This window comes from Amycolatopsis ultiminotia (genome assembly GCF_039536925.1).
GTDB classification, from domain to species: Bacteria; Actinomycetota; Actinomycetes; order Mycobacteriales; family Pseudonocardiaceae; genus Amycolatopsis; species Amycolatopsis ultiminotia.
This window is the reverse complement of the sequence record NZ_BAAAZN010000013.1, coordinates 157,454-172,925: the sequence shown is the minus strand read 5'-3', so window position 1 is coordinate 172,925 and position 15,472 is coordinate 157,454. Positions and strand designations below refer to the sequence as shown.

16 protein-coding genes are annotated in these 15,472 nt (G+C 70.3%); 5 read left to right on the top strand and 11 right to left on the bottom strand.

Features of this window, described 5'->3' with window-relative positions; all coding sequences use genetic code 11:
• Nucleotides 1–27 precede the first annotated feature (27 nt).
• Both groL and ABD793_RS27695 read left to right on the top strand, forming a co-directional pair.
• Entirely contained in the window at nucleotides 28–1,677 is a 1,650-nt protein-coding gene (gene groL / locus ABD793_RS27700; protein ID WP_344865158.1) for a chaperonin GroEL, read from the top strand.
• A gap of 122 nt (nucleotides 1,678–1,799) precedes the next feature.
• On the top strand, nucleotides 1,800–2,123 hold the full coding sequence (locus tag ABD793_RS27695) for a putative quinol monooxygenase (RefSeq protein WP_344865156.1): 324 nt from the start codon (nucleotides 1,800–1,802) through the stop codon (nucleotides 2,121–2,123).
• A gap of 51 nt (nucleotides 2,124–2,174) precedes the next feature.
• Here ABD793_RS27695 and ABD793_RS27690 read toward each other — a convergent pair whose 3' ends face one another.
• The 7 genes from ABD793_RS27690 to ABD793_RS27660 all read right to left on the bottom strand — a co-directional run bounded on the left by ABD793_RS27690 (nucleotide 2,175) and on the right by ABD793_RS27660 (nucleotide 7,948).
• A complete protein-coding gene (locus ABD793_RS27690) occupies nucleotides 2,175–2,771 on the bottom strand; it encodes a DUF4232 domain-containing protein (RefSeq protein WP_344865154.1) in 597 nt (198 codons plus the stop codon).
• Nucleotides 2,772–2,885: 114 nt separating this feature from the next.
• A complete protein-coding gene (locus tag ABD793_RS27685; protein WP_344865152.1) occupies nucleotides 2,886–3,620 on the bottom strand; it encodes an SDR family NAD(P)-dependent oxidoreductase in 735 nt (244 codons plus the stop codon).
• A 2-nt stretch (nucleotides 3,621–3,622) separates the two neighbouring features.
• Nucleotides 3,623–4,546, bottom strand: a complete 924-nt coding sequence (kce, locus tag ABD793_RS27680; RefSeq protein WP_344865150.1) for a 3,5-dioxohexanoate:acetyl-CoA acetone transferase — start codon at nucleotides 4,544–4,546, stop codon at nucleotides 3,623–3,625.
• Entirely contained in the window at nucleotides 4,546–5,397 is an 852-nt protein-coding gene (locus ABD793_RS27675; RefSeq protein ID WP_344865148.1) for an LLM class flavin-dependent oxidoreductase, read from the bottom strand. The genes kce and ABD793_RS27675 overlap by 1 nt, the downstream gene beginning before the upstream one ends.
• Nucleotides 5,394–6,170, bottom strand: a complete 777-nt coding sequence (locus ABD793_RS27670; protein ID WP_344865146.1) for an HpcH/HpaI aldolase family protein — start codon at nucleotides 6,168–6,170, stop codon at nucleotides 5,394–5,396. The genes ABD793_RS27675 and ABD793_RS27670 overlap by 4 nt, the downstream gene beginning before the upstream one ends.
• Nucleotides 6,167–7,039, bottom strand: coding sequence for a cupin domain-containing protein (locus tag ABD793_RS27665; protein WP_344865144.1), 873 nt, complete (start codon nucleotides 7,037–7,039; stop codon nucleotides 6,167–6,169). The genes ABD793_RS27670 and ABD793_RS27665 overlap by 4 nt, the downstream gene beginning before the upstream one ends.
• Before the next feature lie 18 nt (nucleotides 7,040–7,057).
• Complete coding sequence (locus ABD793_RS27660) at nucleotides 7,058–7,948, bottom strand: DUF6282 family protein (protein WP_344865142.1); 891 nt, start codon at nucleotides 7,946–7,948, stop codon at nucleotides 7,058–7,060.
• A gap of 197 nt (nucleotides 7,949–8,145) precedes the next feature.
• Between ABD793_RS27660 and ABD793_RS27655 the strand changes: the two genes are divergently transcribed.
• Nucleotides 8,146–9,519 (top strand): MFS transporter, encoded by a 1,374-nt coding sequence (locus ABD793_RS27655; RefSeq protein WP_344865139.1) that lies wholly within the window; start codon nucleotides 8,146–8,148, stop codon nucleotides 9,517–9,519.
• Nucleotides 9,520–10,548, top strand: coding sequence for a dihydroorotate dehydrogenase (locus ABD793_RS27650; protein ID WP_344865137.1), 1,029 nt, complete (start codon nucleotides 9,520–9,522; stop codon nucleotides 10,546–10,548).
• Here the strand turns inward: ABD793_RS27650 and ABD793_RS27645 are convergent.
• A complete protein-coding gene (locus ABD793_RS27645; protein WP_344865135.1) occupies nucleotides 10,524–11,303 on the bottom strand; it encodes an IclR family transcriptional regulator in 780 nt (259 codons plus the stop codon). The genes ABD793_RS27650 and ABD793_RS27645 overlap by 25 nt on opposite strands.
• 129 nt (nucleotides 11,304–11,432) lie before the next feature.
• Nucleotides 11,433–11,918 carry a MarR family winged helix-turn-helix transcriptional regulator gene (locus ABD793_RS27640; RefSeq protein ID WP_344865133.1) on the bottom strand — a complete coding sequence of 162 codons (486 nt, stop codon included), beginning with the start codon at nucleotides 11,916–11,918 and terminating at the stop codon, nucleotides 11,433–11,435.
• 95 nt (nucleotides 11,919–12,013) lie between these two features.
• On the opposite strand from ABD793_RS27640, the gene ABD793_RS27635 reads away from it, so the two are divergent.
• Complete coding sequence (locus ABD793_RS27635; RefSeq protein WP_344865131.1) at nucleotides 12,014–12,589, top strand: DUF6069 family protein; 576 nt, start codon at nucleotides 12,014–12,016, stop codon at nucleotides 12,587–12,589.
• A 6-nt stretch (nucleotides 12,590–12,595) separates the two neighbouring features.
• Here the strand turns inward: ABD793_RS27635 and ABD793_RS27630 are convergent, their stop codons facing one another.
• Nucleotides 12,596–13,072: a (2Fe-2S)-binding protein gene (locus ABD793_RS27630; protein WP_344865129.1), complete on the bottom strand. Its 477-nt coding sequence runs from the start codon at nucleotides 13,070–13,072 to the stop codon at nucleotides 12,596–12,598.
• 8 nt (nucleotides 13,073–13,080) lie between these two features.
• On the bottom strand, nucleotides 13,081–15,408 hold the full coding sequence (locus tag ABD793_RS27625) for a molybdopterin cofactor-binding domain-containing protein (protein WP_344865127.1): 2,328 nt from the start codon (nucleotides 15,406–15,408) through the stop codon (nucleotides 13,081–13,083).
• Nucleotides 15,409–15,472 lie beyond the last annotated feature (64 nt).

Sequence of the window (15,472 nt, the reverse complement as noted above, 5' to 3'; positions counted from 1 at the left end):
CCACAACCCGTACGGAAAGGACCTGCCATGGCCAAGGACCTGCGATTCGACGTCGAAGCCCGCCAGCTGCTGGAGTCGGGCGTCAATGCGCTCGCCGACGCGGTGAAGGTGACGCTCGGCCCCAAGGGGCGCAATGCGGTGATCGAGAAACTCACCGGTGCACCCACCATCACCAACGACGGCGTCACCATCGCCAAGGAGATCCAGCTGCGTGATCCGTTCGCGAACATGGGCGCGCAACTGGTGAAGGAAGTGGCGATGAAGACCAACGGGGTGGCCGGCGACGGGACCACCACCGCCACGGTGCTCACCCAGGCACTCGTGCGCGAAGGACTGCGGGCGGTCGACGCCGGGGCCAATCCTCAGTTGCTCAAGAACGGCATCCAGCTCGCCGTGCGGCGGGTCGTCGCCGCGTTGCAGGAGGGCGCTCGCGAGGTGACCGAGCCGGGCGATCTCGCACACGTGGCCTCGCTTTCGGCGAACAACGACCCGGAGATCGGCGACATCATCGCCGAGGCGATGGGCCGGGTCGGGCTCGGCGGCGTGGTGACCGTGGAGGAGTCACCGGCGTTCGGGCTGCAGGTGAGCTTCGTGGACGGGGTGGAGTTCGACAACGGGTACATCTCCCCCTACATGGCCACCGACAAGGACCGGATGGAGACCGTCTTCGAAGACCCGTATCTGTTGTTCACCAACGAGAAGATCTCGAAGGTGCAGACACTGATGCCGGTGCTGGAACAGGTCACGCGCACGCAACGGCCGCTGGTGGTGATCGCGGAGAACGTGGACGGGCCCGCGCTGGGCATGCTGGTGGCGAACAACGTGCATGACACCTTCCGTTCGGTGGTGGTGCGGGCACCCGGTTTCGGGCACCGGCGGCTGGCCGAACTCGCCGATCTCGCCGTGTTCACCGGCGGCGAGGTGGTGACCGGCGACGCCGGGCAGAGCATCGAAGGCGTGCGGCTGGCACAGCTCGGGCGCTGCCGGCGCATCACCATCACCGAGAACAGCACGACGCTGGTCGGCGGCGCGGGCGCGGACCCCGCGGTTTCCGCGCGCATCGAACAGATCAAACGGGAACTGGAACGGGCCGAGAACGACCACGACCGGGACCACCTGCAGGCCCGGATCGCGCGGATGTCCGGGAGCGTCGCGGTGATCCACGTGGGTGCGGCCACCGAGGTCGAACTGCGCGAGAAGCAACACCGGGTGGAGGATTCGCTGTCGGCGACCGGCGCGGCGATCGAGGAGGGCATCGTCGCAGGCGGTGGCACTGCGCTGCTGCAAGCCAGGTCCGCGCTGGACGGCCTCGAGCTGACCGGCGACAGCGCGGCGGGCCGGGACATCGTGCGGCGCGCGCTTGCAGAACCGTTGCGGTGGATCGCGATCAACGCCGGTTACGAGGGTGAGGAGGTGCTGGAGCGGGTCGGCTCGGCCGTGCCGGGACACGGCTTCAACGCGCTCACCGGTGAGTACGGCGACCTGTTCGAGGCGGGCGTGATCGACCCGCTGAAGGTGTCCCGCTCGGCGCTGGAGAGCGCGGCCTCGGTCGCCGCGCTGCTGCTGACCACGGAAACCCTGGTGGTGGAGGAGGTCCTGCAGAACCCCGGCGCAATCGTCGCCCCCGGCTTCGGCGACCTGGCCGAGGGCATGGTGCGGCCGTCCAACATCTACTGACCGGCCACCACAGGCGGGTACCCGGCGCGGGACGCCGCACCGGGTACCGGCCGGTCGTGGGCCGGGGTGGTCGCGGCACCCTGCCCACGTCCGGTCCGTCCCCCGCGTCCCGGAAGGCAGGCATGCTGCTCACCGTCGTGAAGTTCACCGTGCGCCCGGAGCGCAGTGAACAGTGGCTGGACCTGGTGGACGACTACACGCTCGCCACCCGCAGGGAACCGGGCACGCTGTTCGCCGAATGGTCCCGCAGCACCGATGTGCCGCACCAGTTCGTACTGGTGGCCGCGTTTGCCTCGGCCGAGGCCCGCGCGGCCCACACCCGTTCGGCGCACTTCGCCGCGGCCCGGTCCTGGCTGCCCGGGGTGCTGGCCCGCACCCCGGACGTGGTCCGCGCGCAGGGCCCCGGCGCCGGATGGATCCCGATGCGGGAACTGCGGATCGACTGACCAGGGCCATCGGCGAGGGCGCGGTGGAAACCGGAAAACCTGCCCGGGAGGTCAGGCGGCCGCCACGTCGGTGACCTCGGCCGTGGTTCCCTTCAGCGGCACCCCCTGTGGCCACGCGACAGTGGTCGAGGTGTCCCCGTCCGCAGGCAGGTTCAGGTTCACCACGTCCGGCTGGAACGTCACGGGCGCCTGTGACTGCTGCAGGATCCGCGACTCCGCGGGATGTCCGGCGCGCAGGTTGACCGGCTGGGCGGGCGCACCGTCCGCGCGGTCGGCGGTCACCGTGGTGCCGCTGCCGTCCGCCTCGCCGTGGCCGCTGCCCTTGGTGAAGCTCACCCCGGTCGGGGTGCCTTCCAGGCGGCAGTTGGTCGTCGGGTTCGCCGCCGTGTAGCGCACGACGAACGCCTCCTGTCCGGCGGCATGCGCCGGGTCCGGCGTCACCGACACCTGCACGTCGCCGGCGCCGCACGGCGTGTCCGACGGCATCGCGCTCGCGGCGCCTCCCGTGAGCAGCAGAGCGCCGGCGGCGACTCCCCCGGCGACGGTGACCGAAGCGAGAGTTTTGAGCGTGGTGTTCATCGGCAGCTCCTCCACATCCGTACCGGTGATCGGTTCACCGGCTTGGCACTCACCGGGGAAGACGTTCACCGGCGGCTCCCGGGTGCTCCGGAGTGGGATCCCTCTCCGCCGCGCAACCTCACCGCGGCTCATCCGTCCTCTCCTCGAAGTCGCTGGTGAACCGGCTTTCGGGCGGACCGCGGCTCAGGCGAGGAACCCGCCGTCGACCGGCAGGACCACGCCGCTGAGATGGCTCGCCCGGTCGCTGAGCAGGAATGCCGCGGTGGCGCCCACTTCCGCGCCGGTGCCGGCCTTGCGCAACGGGGTGGCCGCGATCCGGGCCTCCACCCCGCCGGGCACGGCGCGGCGGGTCTCCTCCAGCATCGGCGTCTCCGTCGGCCCTGGCGCGACCACGTTGACCCGGATCCCGGACGGCCCGAAGTCGTGTGCCGCGGTGCGGGTCAGCCCGATCACGGCGTGCTTCGTCGCTTGGTAGGCGCCCATCCCCGAGCTGCCGCGGAGTCCGCCGATACTGCTGACGTTCACGATGGACCCGCCATGGCCCAGCACCCGGATTTCCTCGCGCAGGCACAGCCAGGTGCCCTTCACGTTCACCGCCATGATCCGGTCGAAGTCCGCTTCGGACACTTGGTCCAGCCGCCCGCCCTGGGTCATCGCGGCGTTGTTGAACGCACCGTCCAGCCGGCCGAAGCGCGAGACGGTGGCGTCGACGAACGAGCGCACCGAAGCGGCATCGGCCACGTCGCCGGTGACGTATGCGGCGTCGAGTTCCTTCGCCACGGTCGCGAGCGGTTCCTCGTGGCGCGCGACGAGCATCAGCGAAGCACCGTCCTCCGCGAACACGCGCGCGGCGTCGGCGCCGATCCCGGTGCTCGCGCCGACCACCACGATCACCTTGCCTGCCAAGGGCAATCCCACAGTCACTCCTCCTCGTTCCCGCGCAGCGCGAGCATCGCGCGCGCGTCGGCCGGGGTCGCGATCGGCTTCCCCAGGTCCTCCACCACGGCACGGATCTTCCGTACCTGCTGTGCGTTGCTCTCCGCGAGCCGCCCCTTGCCGATCCACAGGCTGTCTTCCAGCCCGACCCGCACATGCCCGCCGAGCCACGCGCTGTGCGTCCCGAACGCCATCTGGTCGCGCCCGGCGGCGAAAGCGGAGAACAAGTAGTCGTCGCCGAACAGCTTGTCCGCGATCCGCACCATGTGCTCCAGGTTCGCGTGGTCGGCACCGATCCCGCCCAGCACGCCGAACACGCCCTGGATCAGCAACGGCGGTGTGGCCAGGCCCTGCTCCACGAAGTACGCGAGCGAGTACAGGTGCCCGATGTCGTAGCACTCGTACTCGAAGCGCGTGCCGTCCGCGCCGAGTGTGCGCAGGGTGTGCTCGATCGATTCGAAGGTGTTGACGAACGGATGCGACCAGGTGTTGAGCACGTACGGCTTTTCCCAGTCGTGCTTCCACTCGGTCACCTTGTCGGCGATGCCCGAGTAGACGAAGTTCATCGTCCCCATGTTCATCGACGCGAGCTCCGGCCGCAGCCGCACGGCCGCGGCGAGCCGCTGCTGCATGGTCATCGCCGACGATCCGCCGGTGGTGATGTTGATGACCGCGTCGGTCCGCGCGGTGATCCGCCCGACGATCTCCTCGAACACCTCCGGTTCGAACGTCGGGTACCCGTCCGGCCTGCGCGCGTGCAGGTGCACCACCGCCGAGCCGGCCTCGACCGCTTCCAGCGCGGCGTCGGCGACCGCCACCGCGGACAGCGGCAGGTACGGGCTCTGCGACGGGATGTTGACCGAACCGGTGATCGCGGTGGTGATGATGACCTTCTCCGCTGCCCGCATCACTTCTCCTCTTCGCCCAGCGCCCGGTAGGCGTCCAGCTTGGTTTCGTCGAGCGGCCCGGCCAGGGTCAGCGCGACCTGGGTGGCGCCCGCTTCGTACTGCCGGCGCACCTGCTCCCGCACCTGGTCCACGGTGCCGGTGGCGACGAGCGCGTCGACCAGCCGGTCCGAACCGGGCGGTGCGAGGTCGGCCGGGGTGAACCCGAGCCGGGCCAGTTTCGCGATCTGGTGCGGTAGTTGCAGGTAGTAGGCCAGCCGTTCGCGCGCCAGTTCCCTGGCCTCGCCACGTGAACGGCCGACGACCGCCCATTGCACGACCGACAGTGCCAGGTCCGGCCCGACGGTCTCCCGCGCCCACCGCGTGTGCTCCGGCGTGACGAGGAAGGTGATGAGCCCGTCGGCGCGTTCCGCCGCGAGCCGCGTGATCCCCTCCGAATACGCGCCGAGTACCCGCGGCACGCGCACTTTTCCACGCCGCGCCAGGGTTTCGTCCACCCGGTCGAGATACTCGCGCAGGAACGGCAACGGCCCGATCCCCCGCTCCCGCACCGCACCGCTGACGCCCAGCCCCAGTACGTACCGCCCGGGGTATCCGGCGGCCAGGTCGTACGCCGCGGAAGCCGCCGACTTGGGCACGCGTTCGAGTGCCCTGGCCACGCCGTTGCCGACGATCAGCCGGCCGGTCGCCCCGAGCACGAGTGCCGCGGTCGTGAACGCCTCCCGGCCGAGGACTTCCGGGATCCACACCATGCGGTGCCCGTAGTCCTCCAGCGCACGCACGAAACGCACCGCGCCGTCGTGGTCGAGGGCGTCCAGTTCGCCGATCGACAGCGCGGTGCGCGGCAGCTTCACTGCGCCGCTTCCCGAAACTGCCGGACCAGGTCGTGGGCGGCTTCGGCGAGCATCGTCGTGTCGTTGCTGAGCAGGACGAAGTCGCATCCCTCGCGCACCGCCCGCGCGGCCCGCTCCGGCACGCCGCCGAAGGCGAGCCCGCACTTCTTCCCTGCCGCGTGCGCCGCCTCGATCGCCGAGGCGATCAGCTCCTGCACCTCCGGCGATGCCGGTGTGGTGCCCATCGACATCGACAGGTCCGCTGCCCCGACGAACACCGCGTCCACAGTGTCCAGTGCGAGCATCTCCGGTGCCGCCTTGATCGCCTCGACGCTCTCCAGCTGCGGGATGCACAGCACCTCGTCGTTGCCGACGGCCAGATAGTCCGCAGTGGACCGCAGGCCCCACGCGCCGGCGCGGCTGGTGCCGCCCGCGCCGCGGATGCCGTGCGGCGGGAACCGGCAGGCCGCGCCGACCTCCTCGGCCTGCGCGACCGTGTCGACGTGCGGCACCAGGATGCCCACCGCACCCGCGTCGAGGATCTTCTGGACCGTCGAGGGCGTCTTGTCCGGCACCCGGACCAGCGGCGCCACCCCCAGCGCCGCCGCGGAGTTGATCAGCCGGTACGCGGTCTGCAGGTCCAGCGGCGCGTGTTCGAGATCGATCACGACGAAGTCGAACCCGGCCCAGGCCATGATTTCGACCGGCTCGCCGGAAGCGATCTTCAGCCAGGTGCCTGCCGGGACAGTAGTGCGATCCGGGGCGAAGAGCCCGTTGCCGGTGCGCGTGCTCACGGCATCGGGTAGTCGTCGGCGTTCAGGACCCACCCCGGTTTCTCCGAGAAGTCCACCCGCGGCGGGCTGAAGATGTCGATCAGCTGGTTCACACCCGGGTCGCTCGCTTCGGAAGTGTGCACGGTCGGCGGCGGGATGACCGTCACCGACGGACTGCCGATGCGCACGTGCTCGTCCTCGCGCCAGGTCTCCCGGTCGTTCAGCCACGGCGTGCGGATGTGGTGCAGGTACTCCCCTTGCACGGCAAGGGAAAGCTGCTCGAAGTCGTCGTGCGAGTGCGGCGAGAGCTTGTGCGGGTCGCGCGGTCCGTCCTGCTCGGGCAGGAAGTTCACCATGAACGAGCGGGTGCGGAAGATCCGGCCGAACCGCTTCGGGTCGGCGGGAACCTGTGACAGCGGGTAGAACCGCACACGCGGTTCCCCCACCGGCTCCGGCCACCGCTTGAGCAACGCGACGCGAGGGTGGTCTTCGGCGTAGGCAGCGGCGTTGGCCGGCCGGTCCCGCCACTGCACTTCGGTGGCCTCGATCAACCGCACCAGCGGTCCGTCGGCCTCGACGCTGATCCGTGACGCGCCGGGTGGCACCACGACCAGGCCCGGCTCATCGACCCGCGTGGCGCCGTCCTTGGAGACCACGGTGAACGCGGGCGAGGCGCCGGTGACGACGATGGCCAGCTCTCCTTCGAGCGTGCCGTTGTCGAGGTCGTCGCCCGCGTGCGCGTCGGTGTGCACGAGGATCACGTTCTGGGCGCGAACGACCTCGTTCGCCCGCAGATCGAGGTATTGGGCCGCGGCGATCGCGGCACCGCTGTCGGGCCGGGGCGCGGTCGCCGTGGCGAGCGCAGACCGTGGATCGTCCTTTTCGTACACAGCTGTGTCCTTCCGGGCTCAGGCGTCGAGGTTGAGCAGGAACGTCGGGTTGTCGCGGACCATGCGGCGCAGATCCTTCTCCGGCAGGCCGAGGTCGAGCAGCGCTTCGCTCACCCGCAGCCACGCGTCGACCGGCTTCGGGTTCGCCTTCTGCCCGAAGTCCGACGCGAGCACGGTGTGCTCCGGCCCCAGTTCCTCGATCCAGGTCAGCAGCCGTTTCGGGTCCCACTTCTGGGTGCCCTCGGGGTCGTACATGCCGACCTCGTGTTCCACGAACGCGCCGAGCCCGGTCAGCTCGCGGCACAGCTCGGGGTCGGCACCGATCACGAAGTCCGGGTGGCTGACGACCATGCGCGTGATACCGCGCTCCTTGGCCGCCTCGAACAGCGTGCGGATGTACTCGGGATACATGTGGCCACCGTTGACCACGGCCTGCTGGTCCCTGATCTCGTCGAGGATCTCGCCTGCCACCGGTTTCAGCACGCCGGCCTCGTCGACGATGTCGATGCGCTCGAGCGTGAGCGGCACCGTCGTGGTGGGGAACGCGCCGTCCTCGGGGTGGCATTCGATGTGCCTGCCCGAGGAGATGGTCGGGAACCACACCACCTTCCCGCCCATCCGCAGGCACATCCGTACCGCGTGCGGGTTGAGGCCGCCGACGGTGCTGTTGAGCGCGATCCCGCCGAAGGCCTGCGCCTTCACCTTCGCCAGGCGTCCCTTCATCCCGAGGATGTCCATCTGGGTGTTGTGGTGGTGGGACTTCGCGACCATCGCGCGCAGCCCGATCCGCGCGCCGTCCTCGGCCGCCTCGACGTGGTCGAACCGGCGGGGGAACGGGCTCGGTCCGGAGTGGACGTGCATGTCGACGAGGCCGTCGAGGACGTCGGCGATGGCGGGCCGCTGGCTCATGGGGATCGCCCTTCGTTCGTATTGTGACTTTCCAGTTCACTATACGACCGGATGTCAACCCATTGAAGCCTCTTGTGGTGACCAGAGCGCGGGATTACGGTATCTTTCGTTCACTTCGTGAACACGCGGTTCGAATTGCACTGGCTGTGGCGGTGCAGGAGCCGCGCGTAGCCGGCAGCCGACCCCGGAGGACGACGATGTCCGCACCGCCCCCAGCTGCAGAGACCGGAGCAGTGGCCTCCGCCCGCCCCGGACCCGCGCACGGTCCCGATCCCGCGAAGGTCCGCGCGGCCGTGCGCGGCGGGACACTCGCCTACTTCGTCGACCAGTTCGACATCTACCTGCCGATCGTGGTGCTCGCGCCGGCGACGGCGTACTTCCAGGCCGCGAACCTGAGCGCGAGCACCACAGCGCTGCTCTCGTCGCTGGTGTTCGCCTCCACGCTCATCGGACGTCCGCTCGGCGCGGTGATCTTCGGGCACTTCGCCGACACTGTGGGCCGCAAGCGCACCACTCTCGTCGCGGTCGGCGGCTTCGGCGTACTAACCCTCGCCACGGCGTGCCTGCCTGGCCACGAAACGATCGGGATGTGGTCGGTCGGCCTGCTGATCGCGCTGCGGTTCATCGACGGGGTCTTCCTGGGCGGTGAGTACACGACCGCGGTTCCACTGGCGATGGAGTGGAGCCCGAAGCACAAACGCGGGCTCTACGCGTCGGTGATCACCTCGACCTCGCCCGCCGCGTACGCGGTGATCGCGGCGATCACGCTGTTGATGCTGGAACTGCTGCCGTCGGCGGGTCTGCACAGCGCGTACGTGCAGTGGGGCTGGCGCGTGCCGTTCCTCATCGGCGCGCTGCTCGCGGCCGTGCTGTTCCGCTACTACCTCAAGCAGGTGCACGAGCCGCCGGTGGAACTGACCGGGGAAAAGCACAAAGTGCCGCTGGTCCGGCTGCTGGTGAAGTACCCGAAGGCACTCGCGCAGGTGTTCGTGCTGATGACCGGTACCTGGCTGGCGACCAATATGGAAGCCGCCGTGACACCGGTGCAGCTCAAAGAGCACCTGCTGCTGTCCAGCCAGCAGGTCACGCTCACGATGCTGGTGATCAACGCGGCCGCGGCGCTGTCGTACCCGCTGTTCGGCCTGCTGTCGCAGCGGATCGGGCGGCGGCGGTTCTACATCGGCTACGGGATCGCGGTGATCGTGCTCGGCGCGGGCTCCTACACCCTGCTGATGGTCTCCGGCGGCGGATTCGGCGCCGCACTCGGCTGGGGCGTGCTGATCGGCGTGTTCACCGTGGGCACGTTCGGCCCGATCGCCGCGTACCTCACCGAGCGGTTCCCGTCGAGCATCCGCTCCACCGCCTACGGCGTCGGCTACAGCCTCGCGCTGATCGCCCCGGCGTTCTACCAGTTCTATCTGCAGCAGCTGGACAACGTCGTGGCACCGCACCTGGCGCCCGCGCTGCTCATCGTGCTCGCGGGCGTACTGATCGGGCTCGGCGGGTTCCTCGGGCCGGAGACGAAGGACGTGGACATGGCCGACGACCGCACCATCCCGAAACTGTCCTGAATGGACATTCCCGGCGGGCCGGCCACCGCCAACCCGGTGTGGGTCGGGTCTTCGGAGCTGACCATGACGCCGGACGGGCTGCGTGCCTGCATCGACGCGGGCGCCGGCGCGGTGGTGGCCAAGTCCGTCAACGAGAGCGCCGCCGCCCGGCGCCAGCTCGACATCGCGGACTACGCCTTCGTCTCCCCCGGCGGCGAGGTCCGGCCGCCCGGTGTGGCGCAGCGCGGCGACGGCCTGCTCAACCGCTCCGGCTTGGCGCAGCCGACGCTCGACGAGTGGCTCGCGATGCTGGCCGGCGCGGTCGCTTACGGCGCTGCCCGCGGATGTCCGGTACTGGGCAGCATCACGCTCGGCGACCCCGCCGCGGCCGCGCGGATCGGCGGTGCGATGGCGGAAGTGGTACCGGCCGTCGAGCTGAACATCGGCGCTCCCCACGGTCGCGAGGCCTCCGCCGTACGGCAGCTGACCGAAGCGGACGCGGTGGGTGCAGCCGTGCGCGCGGTACGGGCCACTGTGGACGTTCCGCTGCTGGTGAAGTTGCCGGGGCAGGCGTCCGACGTGGTCGCGCTGGCCAGTGCCGCCAGGTCCGCGGGCGCGGACGGGATCGGGCTGGTCGGACGGTATCCCGGGTTCCTGCCGGACCTCGACGGTGGCGCGGTGCTCGGTTCGTGGGGCGCATGGGGTTCCCCGGCGTGCCTGCCGATGAGCCTGTACTGGGTGAGCAAAACCCGGCTGGCGCTCGGCCCGGACGTGCCGCTGATCGGCACCAATGGCGCGCGTAACGCCGCGGATGTGCTGCGGTTCCTCGCTTCCGGGGCGGGCGCGGTCGAGATCGTCACCGCATTGTGGACGGACGGACCGCGCGTGGTCGCCGAGCTGGTCGAGGGTGTGCTGTCCTATCTGGACACCCGCGGGCTCGATCTTGCCGGCTTCGTGGGCAGTGCGGTGCGCCGCGCCCGCGGCTACCCGGACATCGCGCCGGTGCGGCCACCGGCCTGGCTGCGTTATTCCGGACCGTCCGGACGGTAGTGCCCGCCCAGCTCCTTCGTCAGTTCGCGCGCGGTGCTCACCACCACGCGCAGCTCCGGCGCATCGTCGGACATGGACAGCGTGTTGTCCGGGCCGACGATCGCGATCGTGGCGCAGATGCCGTACTCGTCGAACACCGGCGCGGCCACCGCGACCACCCCCGGCGTGCTCATCGCGGCACAGTGCCCGACCTCGCGGACCCGCGCCACCTCGGTGCGCAGCTCGTCCAGCGCGGGGCCGGACAGCGTGGCCATCAGCCGTTCCATGGACAGCTGATCGGCGTGGTAGGCAAGGAAGACCTTGCTCTGCGCGGTGTCCAGCGGCAGATGGCTGCCCACCCGCACGGACACCACGACGATGGTGGACGGGTTCTCCTCGACCCTGGACACCACCGGGCCGGTCAGCCCCCACAGGCACAGCACCGCGCTGTTCTGGGTGGCCCGCGAGAGCGCCTGCATGTGCCGCGGCGCCAGGTTGATCACCCGGCGGTGGCCGATCGCGAACGCGCCCAGCTGCAGCAGCAGCCCGCCCGGCACGTATCCGCCGTCGGCGTTGCGCTCCAGCAGGCCCGCGGCCACCAGCGACGTGCAGTAGCGGTACGCGGTGGTCCGGTTCAGGCCGAGCCGCTCGGCGACCTGCGCGGCCGTGACGTCGAGCGTGGCGGGGTCGAACAGGGACAGGATCTGGCTGACCCGGCTGACCGCCTGGATGTCGGCCTGATCGGCCCGGTCCGCCGCCCGTTTCGAACTGGTCACGGGAGCCTCCGGCGGACGGTGATCGGGAACCTGGCGGGCGTGTTCACGAAGTGAACATCACGATCAGACTACCCGAAGCGTTCCCCGCTCGCTGACCTCCCTTGCGTGGCAACGAATTTTCCCGCCCGGCTAGGGCGGCGGCAGCTGCGCGGTCGAGACCCCCAATGCGGCCACCACGCGCTCGAGCGCAGCGCCGACGGTGAGGAAATCCGCGCCCAGCGGTTCGACGACCAGCCTCCGCACGTTCTCCACGTGTGCCGGAGCGGCCGCCTCCAGATGCTGCCTGCCCTGTTCGGTCAGCGTCGCGACGGTGGACCGCCTGCCCTGCCCGGTGCGCACGGTCCGGACGACCCAGCCCCGGTCCTCCAGCCGCTTGACCGCGTGCGAGATCCGCGGCAGCGAACCGCCCGCCATCACCGCGATGTCGCTCATCTGCAGCGTCCGGTCCGGAAGCACGGACAACCGCGCGAGGATCATGTAGCCGAGCAGCGTGAGGTCGGCATCCCTGAGCAGCTGGCTCTCCAGCGCCCCCGGCAGCGTGAGCAGCACCTTGACCAGGTTGATCCACGCCGCATGCTCATCGTCGTCCGGCCACTGCGGACCTCTCCCCGCCACGTTCTCAGCTCCTTCTCAGCCCTCATTTGACTTTAACGTGCAACCCAACCTAGCTTCTGGGTTGCATGTTAAACCAAAGACCCGAGGAGACCACGATGACCACGACTCCGGTCACGCCCACCCCGGCCATCGACGACCGGGACGGCAACCGCGCACCCCGGCCCGATTCCGTCCGCAGGCAAGGCAATCCGGCCGAAGGCGGCACGGCGCACGGCGAGCCCACCGCAGCGCGCGACTGCCCCGCCGAAAGCAGCACGGCCCGCACCGGCACTGCGCACGGCAATCCCGCCGAACGCGGCCCGGGGGGCCGCCGCACCGTTGCGCTCCGTCTGGGGGTGGCCGCGGTTGTCGCCCTCGTCGTCAACACTGCGCTGGGCCTGACCGCCTCCGCGCTGGACGACGGCGGTCTGGGCACCGGCCTGTCACCGGCGATGTTCCTGCCCGCCACGCTCGCCGGGCTCGTGCTCGGCGCCGCCGGCTGGACCCTGCTCGCCCGCCGTGCCCCGCGCACGCTGCGCGTCGTGGTCCCGGTGGTGCTCGTGCTGACCTGGATCCCGGACCTGCTGCTGATCACCAACGGCGCCACGGCCGCGAACGTCGCCGGGCTGATGCTGATGCACCTGGCCGTGGCCGCCGCGGTCGTGCTCGCGATGCGCACGCCGCGGCGCTGACCCGGTTCACATGTTCTTCGCGCCCAGCGCAATCGCCTCGCGGATGCGGGCGTACGTGCCGCAGCGGCAGATGTTGCGGATCTCGTCCAGATCGGCGTCGGTCACGTCGTGGCCCTCCGCACGGGCCTGGCGGACCTTGGCCACCGCGGCCATGATCTGGCCCGGCTGGCAGTAGCCGCACTGGGCGACGTCCACCTCCAGCCACGCCTGCTGCATCGGATGCAGGTCCTTGCCGACCGTGGCGGGCAGGCCTTCGATCGTGGTGACCTCGTCGTCCGGCCCGATCTTCTCCACCGGCACCGAGCACGGGTTGAACGCCTTGCCGTTGATGTGGCTCGTGCAGGCCTTGCACACGTCGAGGCCGCAGCCGTACTTCGGGCCGGTCACGCCGAGGCGGTCGCGCAGCACCCACAGCAGCCGCTCCTGGTCGTCGGCCTCGACCGTGACCCGCGTGCCGTTCAGCAGGAAAGTGTGTTGTGGCACAAGGACTCCTAGTAGGCGTAGTCGAGGCCGTCGGTGGGCGAGGCCGGGGTGGAGGGCTGCAGCGGCAGCGGCTCGAAGCTCAGCGTGCCGTGGTTGATCGGGAAGGTCGTCGGCATCGTGCCGACGGCTCGCGCGTACGCGCAGGCGACCGCGGCGAACGCAGGAGCCACCGCGAGTTCCCCTGCCCCGCACGGGGTATCGGAGGTGTTGGGCAGCACGACCACCCTCGTCTCCGGCGGGGTGTTCCACTCCCGCGTGTAGAAGTAGTTGTCCCAGCTGCCTTCCAGCGGAATGCCGTCCTTGATGTGCAAGCTGGACGTCAGGCACATCGCGATGCCGTCGTTCAGCCCGCCGATCATCTGCGCCTCCAGCCCGCGCGGGTTGATCGCGAAACCGGGGTCGACCACCACGGTCGCCTTCGTGACCCGTGGCCCGGTCACCGCTTCGCGGATCTTCCGGTTCACCGTCTCCGGACGGGTGTCGATCTCCACCAGCACTGCCACCGCACCGCGGTATTCCGTGTGCAGCGCGACGCCCTGTGCGACGCCGTCGGGCAGTTCCCGGCCCCAGCCGCCGGCTTCGACCGCCTTGTCCAGGACCGTGCGCAGCCGCGCATCACGCAGGAAGGACCTGCGGAACTCCACCGGATCCTTGCCCATCCGGTTGGCCAGCTGGTCGACCACGAGCTCCTCGGCGGTGACCACGTTCGGCGAGTAGATGTTGCGCATGCTGCCGGTGCTGAACTGCAGCGGGATCTCGTTCAGCAGCTGCGTGGTCACGCCGAAGTCGTACGGCGAGCTCTGGGTCAGCTCGAAGATGCTCTCCGCGAAGCTCAGGTTCCCGGCGATCGGCAGCTTCGCCGCGAAGTTCGTGAGCATTTCGCCGAGACCGTGGCTGAATTCGGTCTGCACGCTGGTGTGCCGCTGCTCGAAGCTCACCACGTTGCCGAGCGCGTAGGTCGCACGGACCCGTGACACGCACATCGGATGCGTCCGGCCCGCCCGGAAATCGTCCGTGCGCGACCACATCAGCTTGACCGGCTTGCCCATCTTCTTCGACGCCTCGGCCGCCTCCAGCGCGGCGTCGTGGAACAGGTGCCTGCCGAACGAGCCGCCGCCCTGCGTGACGTGCACGGTCACCGCGCTCTGCGGGAGACCGATCGCCTTGGCGATATCGCCCTGCGCCACGATCGGCACCTTTACGCACGACCAGATCTCCGCCCGGCCGTCCCGCACGTCGGCGATCGCGGACCCGGTCTCCAGCGGACTGTTGCTGGCGAAGGCGAAGGTGAACTCCGCGTCCAGCGATTCGGTCAGCGCACCCGGTACGGCCAGCGGCAGCTGCGCCGCCTTGAGCTTCTTCAGCACGGTCTCGTCGGATTCGCCGGCCACCGGCCCCGGTGCCCAGGTCACTTCCAGCGCGCGGATCGCGTCGATGCACTGGCCGAAGGTCTCCGCGCGCACCGCGACCCCGTGCGAGATCGCGGCCACGTCGGTGACCCCCGGCATGGCCCGCACCTGTGCCTCGTTGCCGATCGAGCGCGGGGTGCCGCCGATCGTCGGCGGGCGCGCGACCATGGTCGGCAGCGCGTCCGGCACCTTCAGGTCGAGGGTGAAATCCTTGCGACCGGTCACCGCGGCCAGCGCGTCGATCCGGTTCTGCGGGGTGCCGAGGACGGTGAAGTTCGCACGCGGCTTCAGCTGGGTCGTCACGCTGAGCGTGGACCCCGACGCGGCGGCCCGTGCGAGTTCGCCGTACCCCGCGGTCTTGCCGCTGCGGTGGCGGACCACGCCACCGGAGGTGCTCAGCTCGGCCGCGGGCACCCCCCACCGCGCGGCCGCGGCGGCGACCAGCCGGGACCGCGCGACCGCGGACGCGGTGCGGACCGGCAGGAAAATGCTGCGCATCGAATTGGACCCGCCGGTGAGCTGGTTCATCAGCAGCTCCGGGCGGGCGTCCGCGAGCGTGATGTCCACATGCGACAGTGGCAGGTCCAGTTCCTCGGCGATCATCATCGCGACCGCAGTGGTCATGCCCTGGCCGACCTCGGTGCGCGGCACCGCGAACGCGGCCCTGCCGTCCGTGCCGACCGCGACCGCGACCAGTCCGGAGGTCGGGGCGGCGGCGAGGTTCTGCAGGTCGCCGAGGTCGAAGATCTCCTCCGGCAGGGGCAGCGTGGGGATCGCCGCGGAGGCCGGTTCCGGGGCGAACACCGCGTCGCCGAGCTGGGCGGCGACCGCGAGGGTGGGGGCGGCGAGCACGAACCCGAGGAAACGGCGGCGGTCCATGGACCGCGGCCGGTCGTCGGGACCGGACGGGTGGCGGGGCTGTGCCATCGAGGGCAAGTCCTCTCGAACGACGTTGTCAGAGAAGCACGGGGCAGTTCGGTGCGGAACGGGG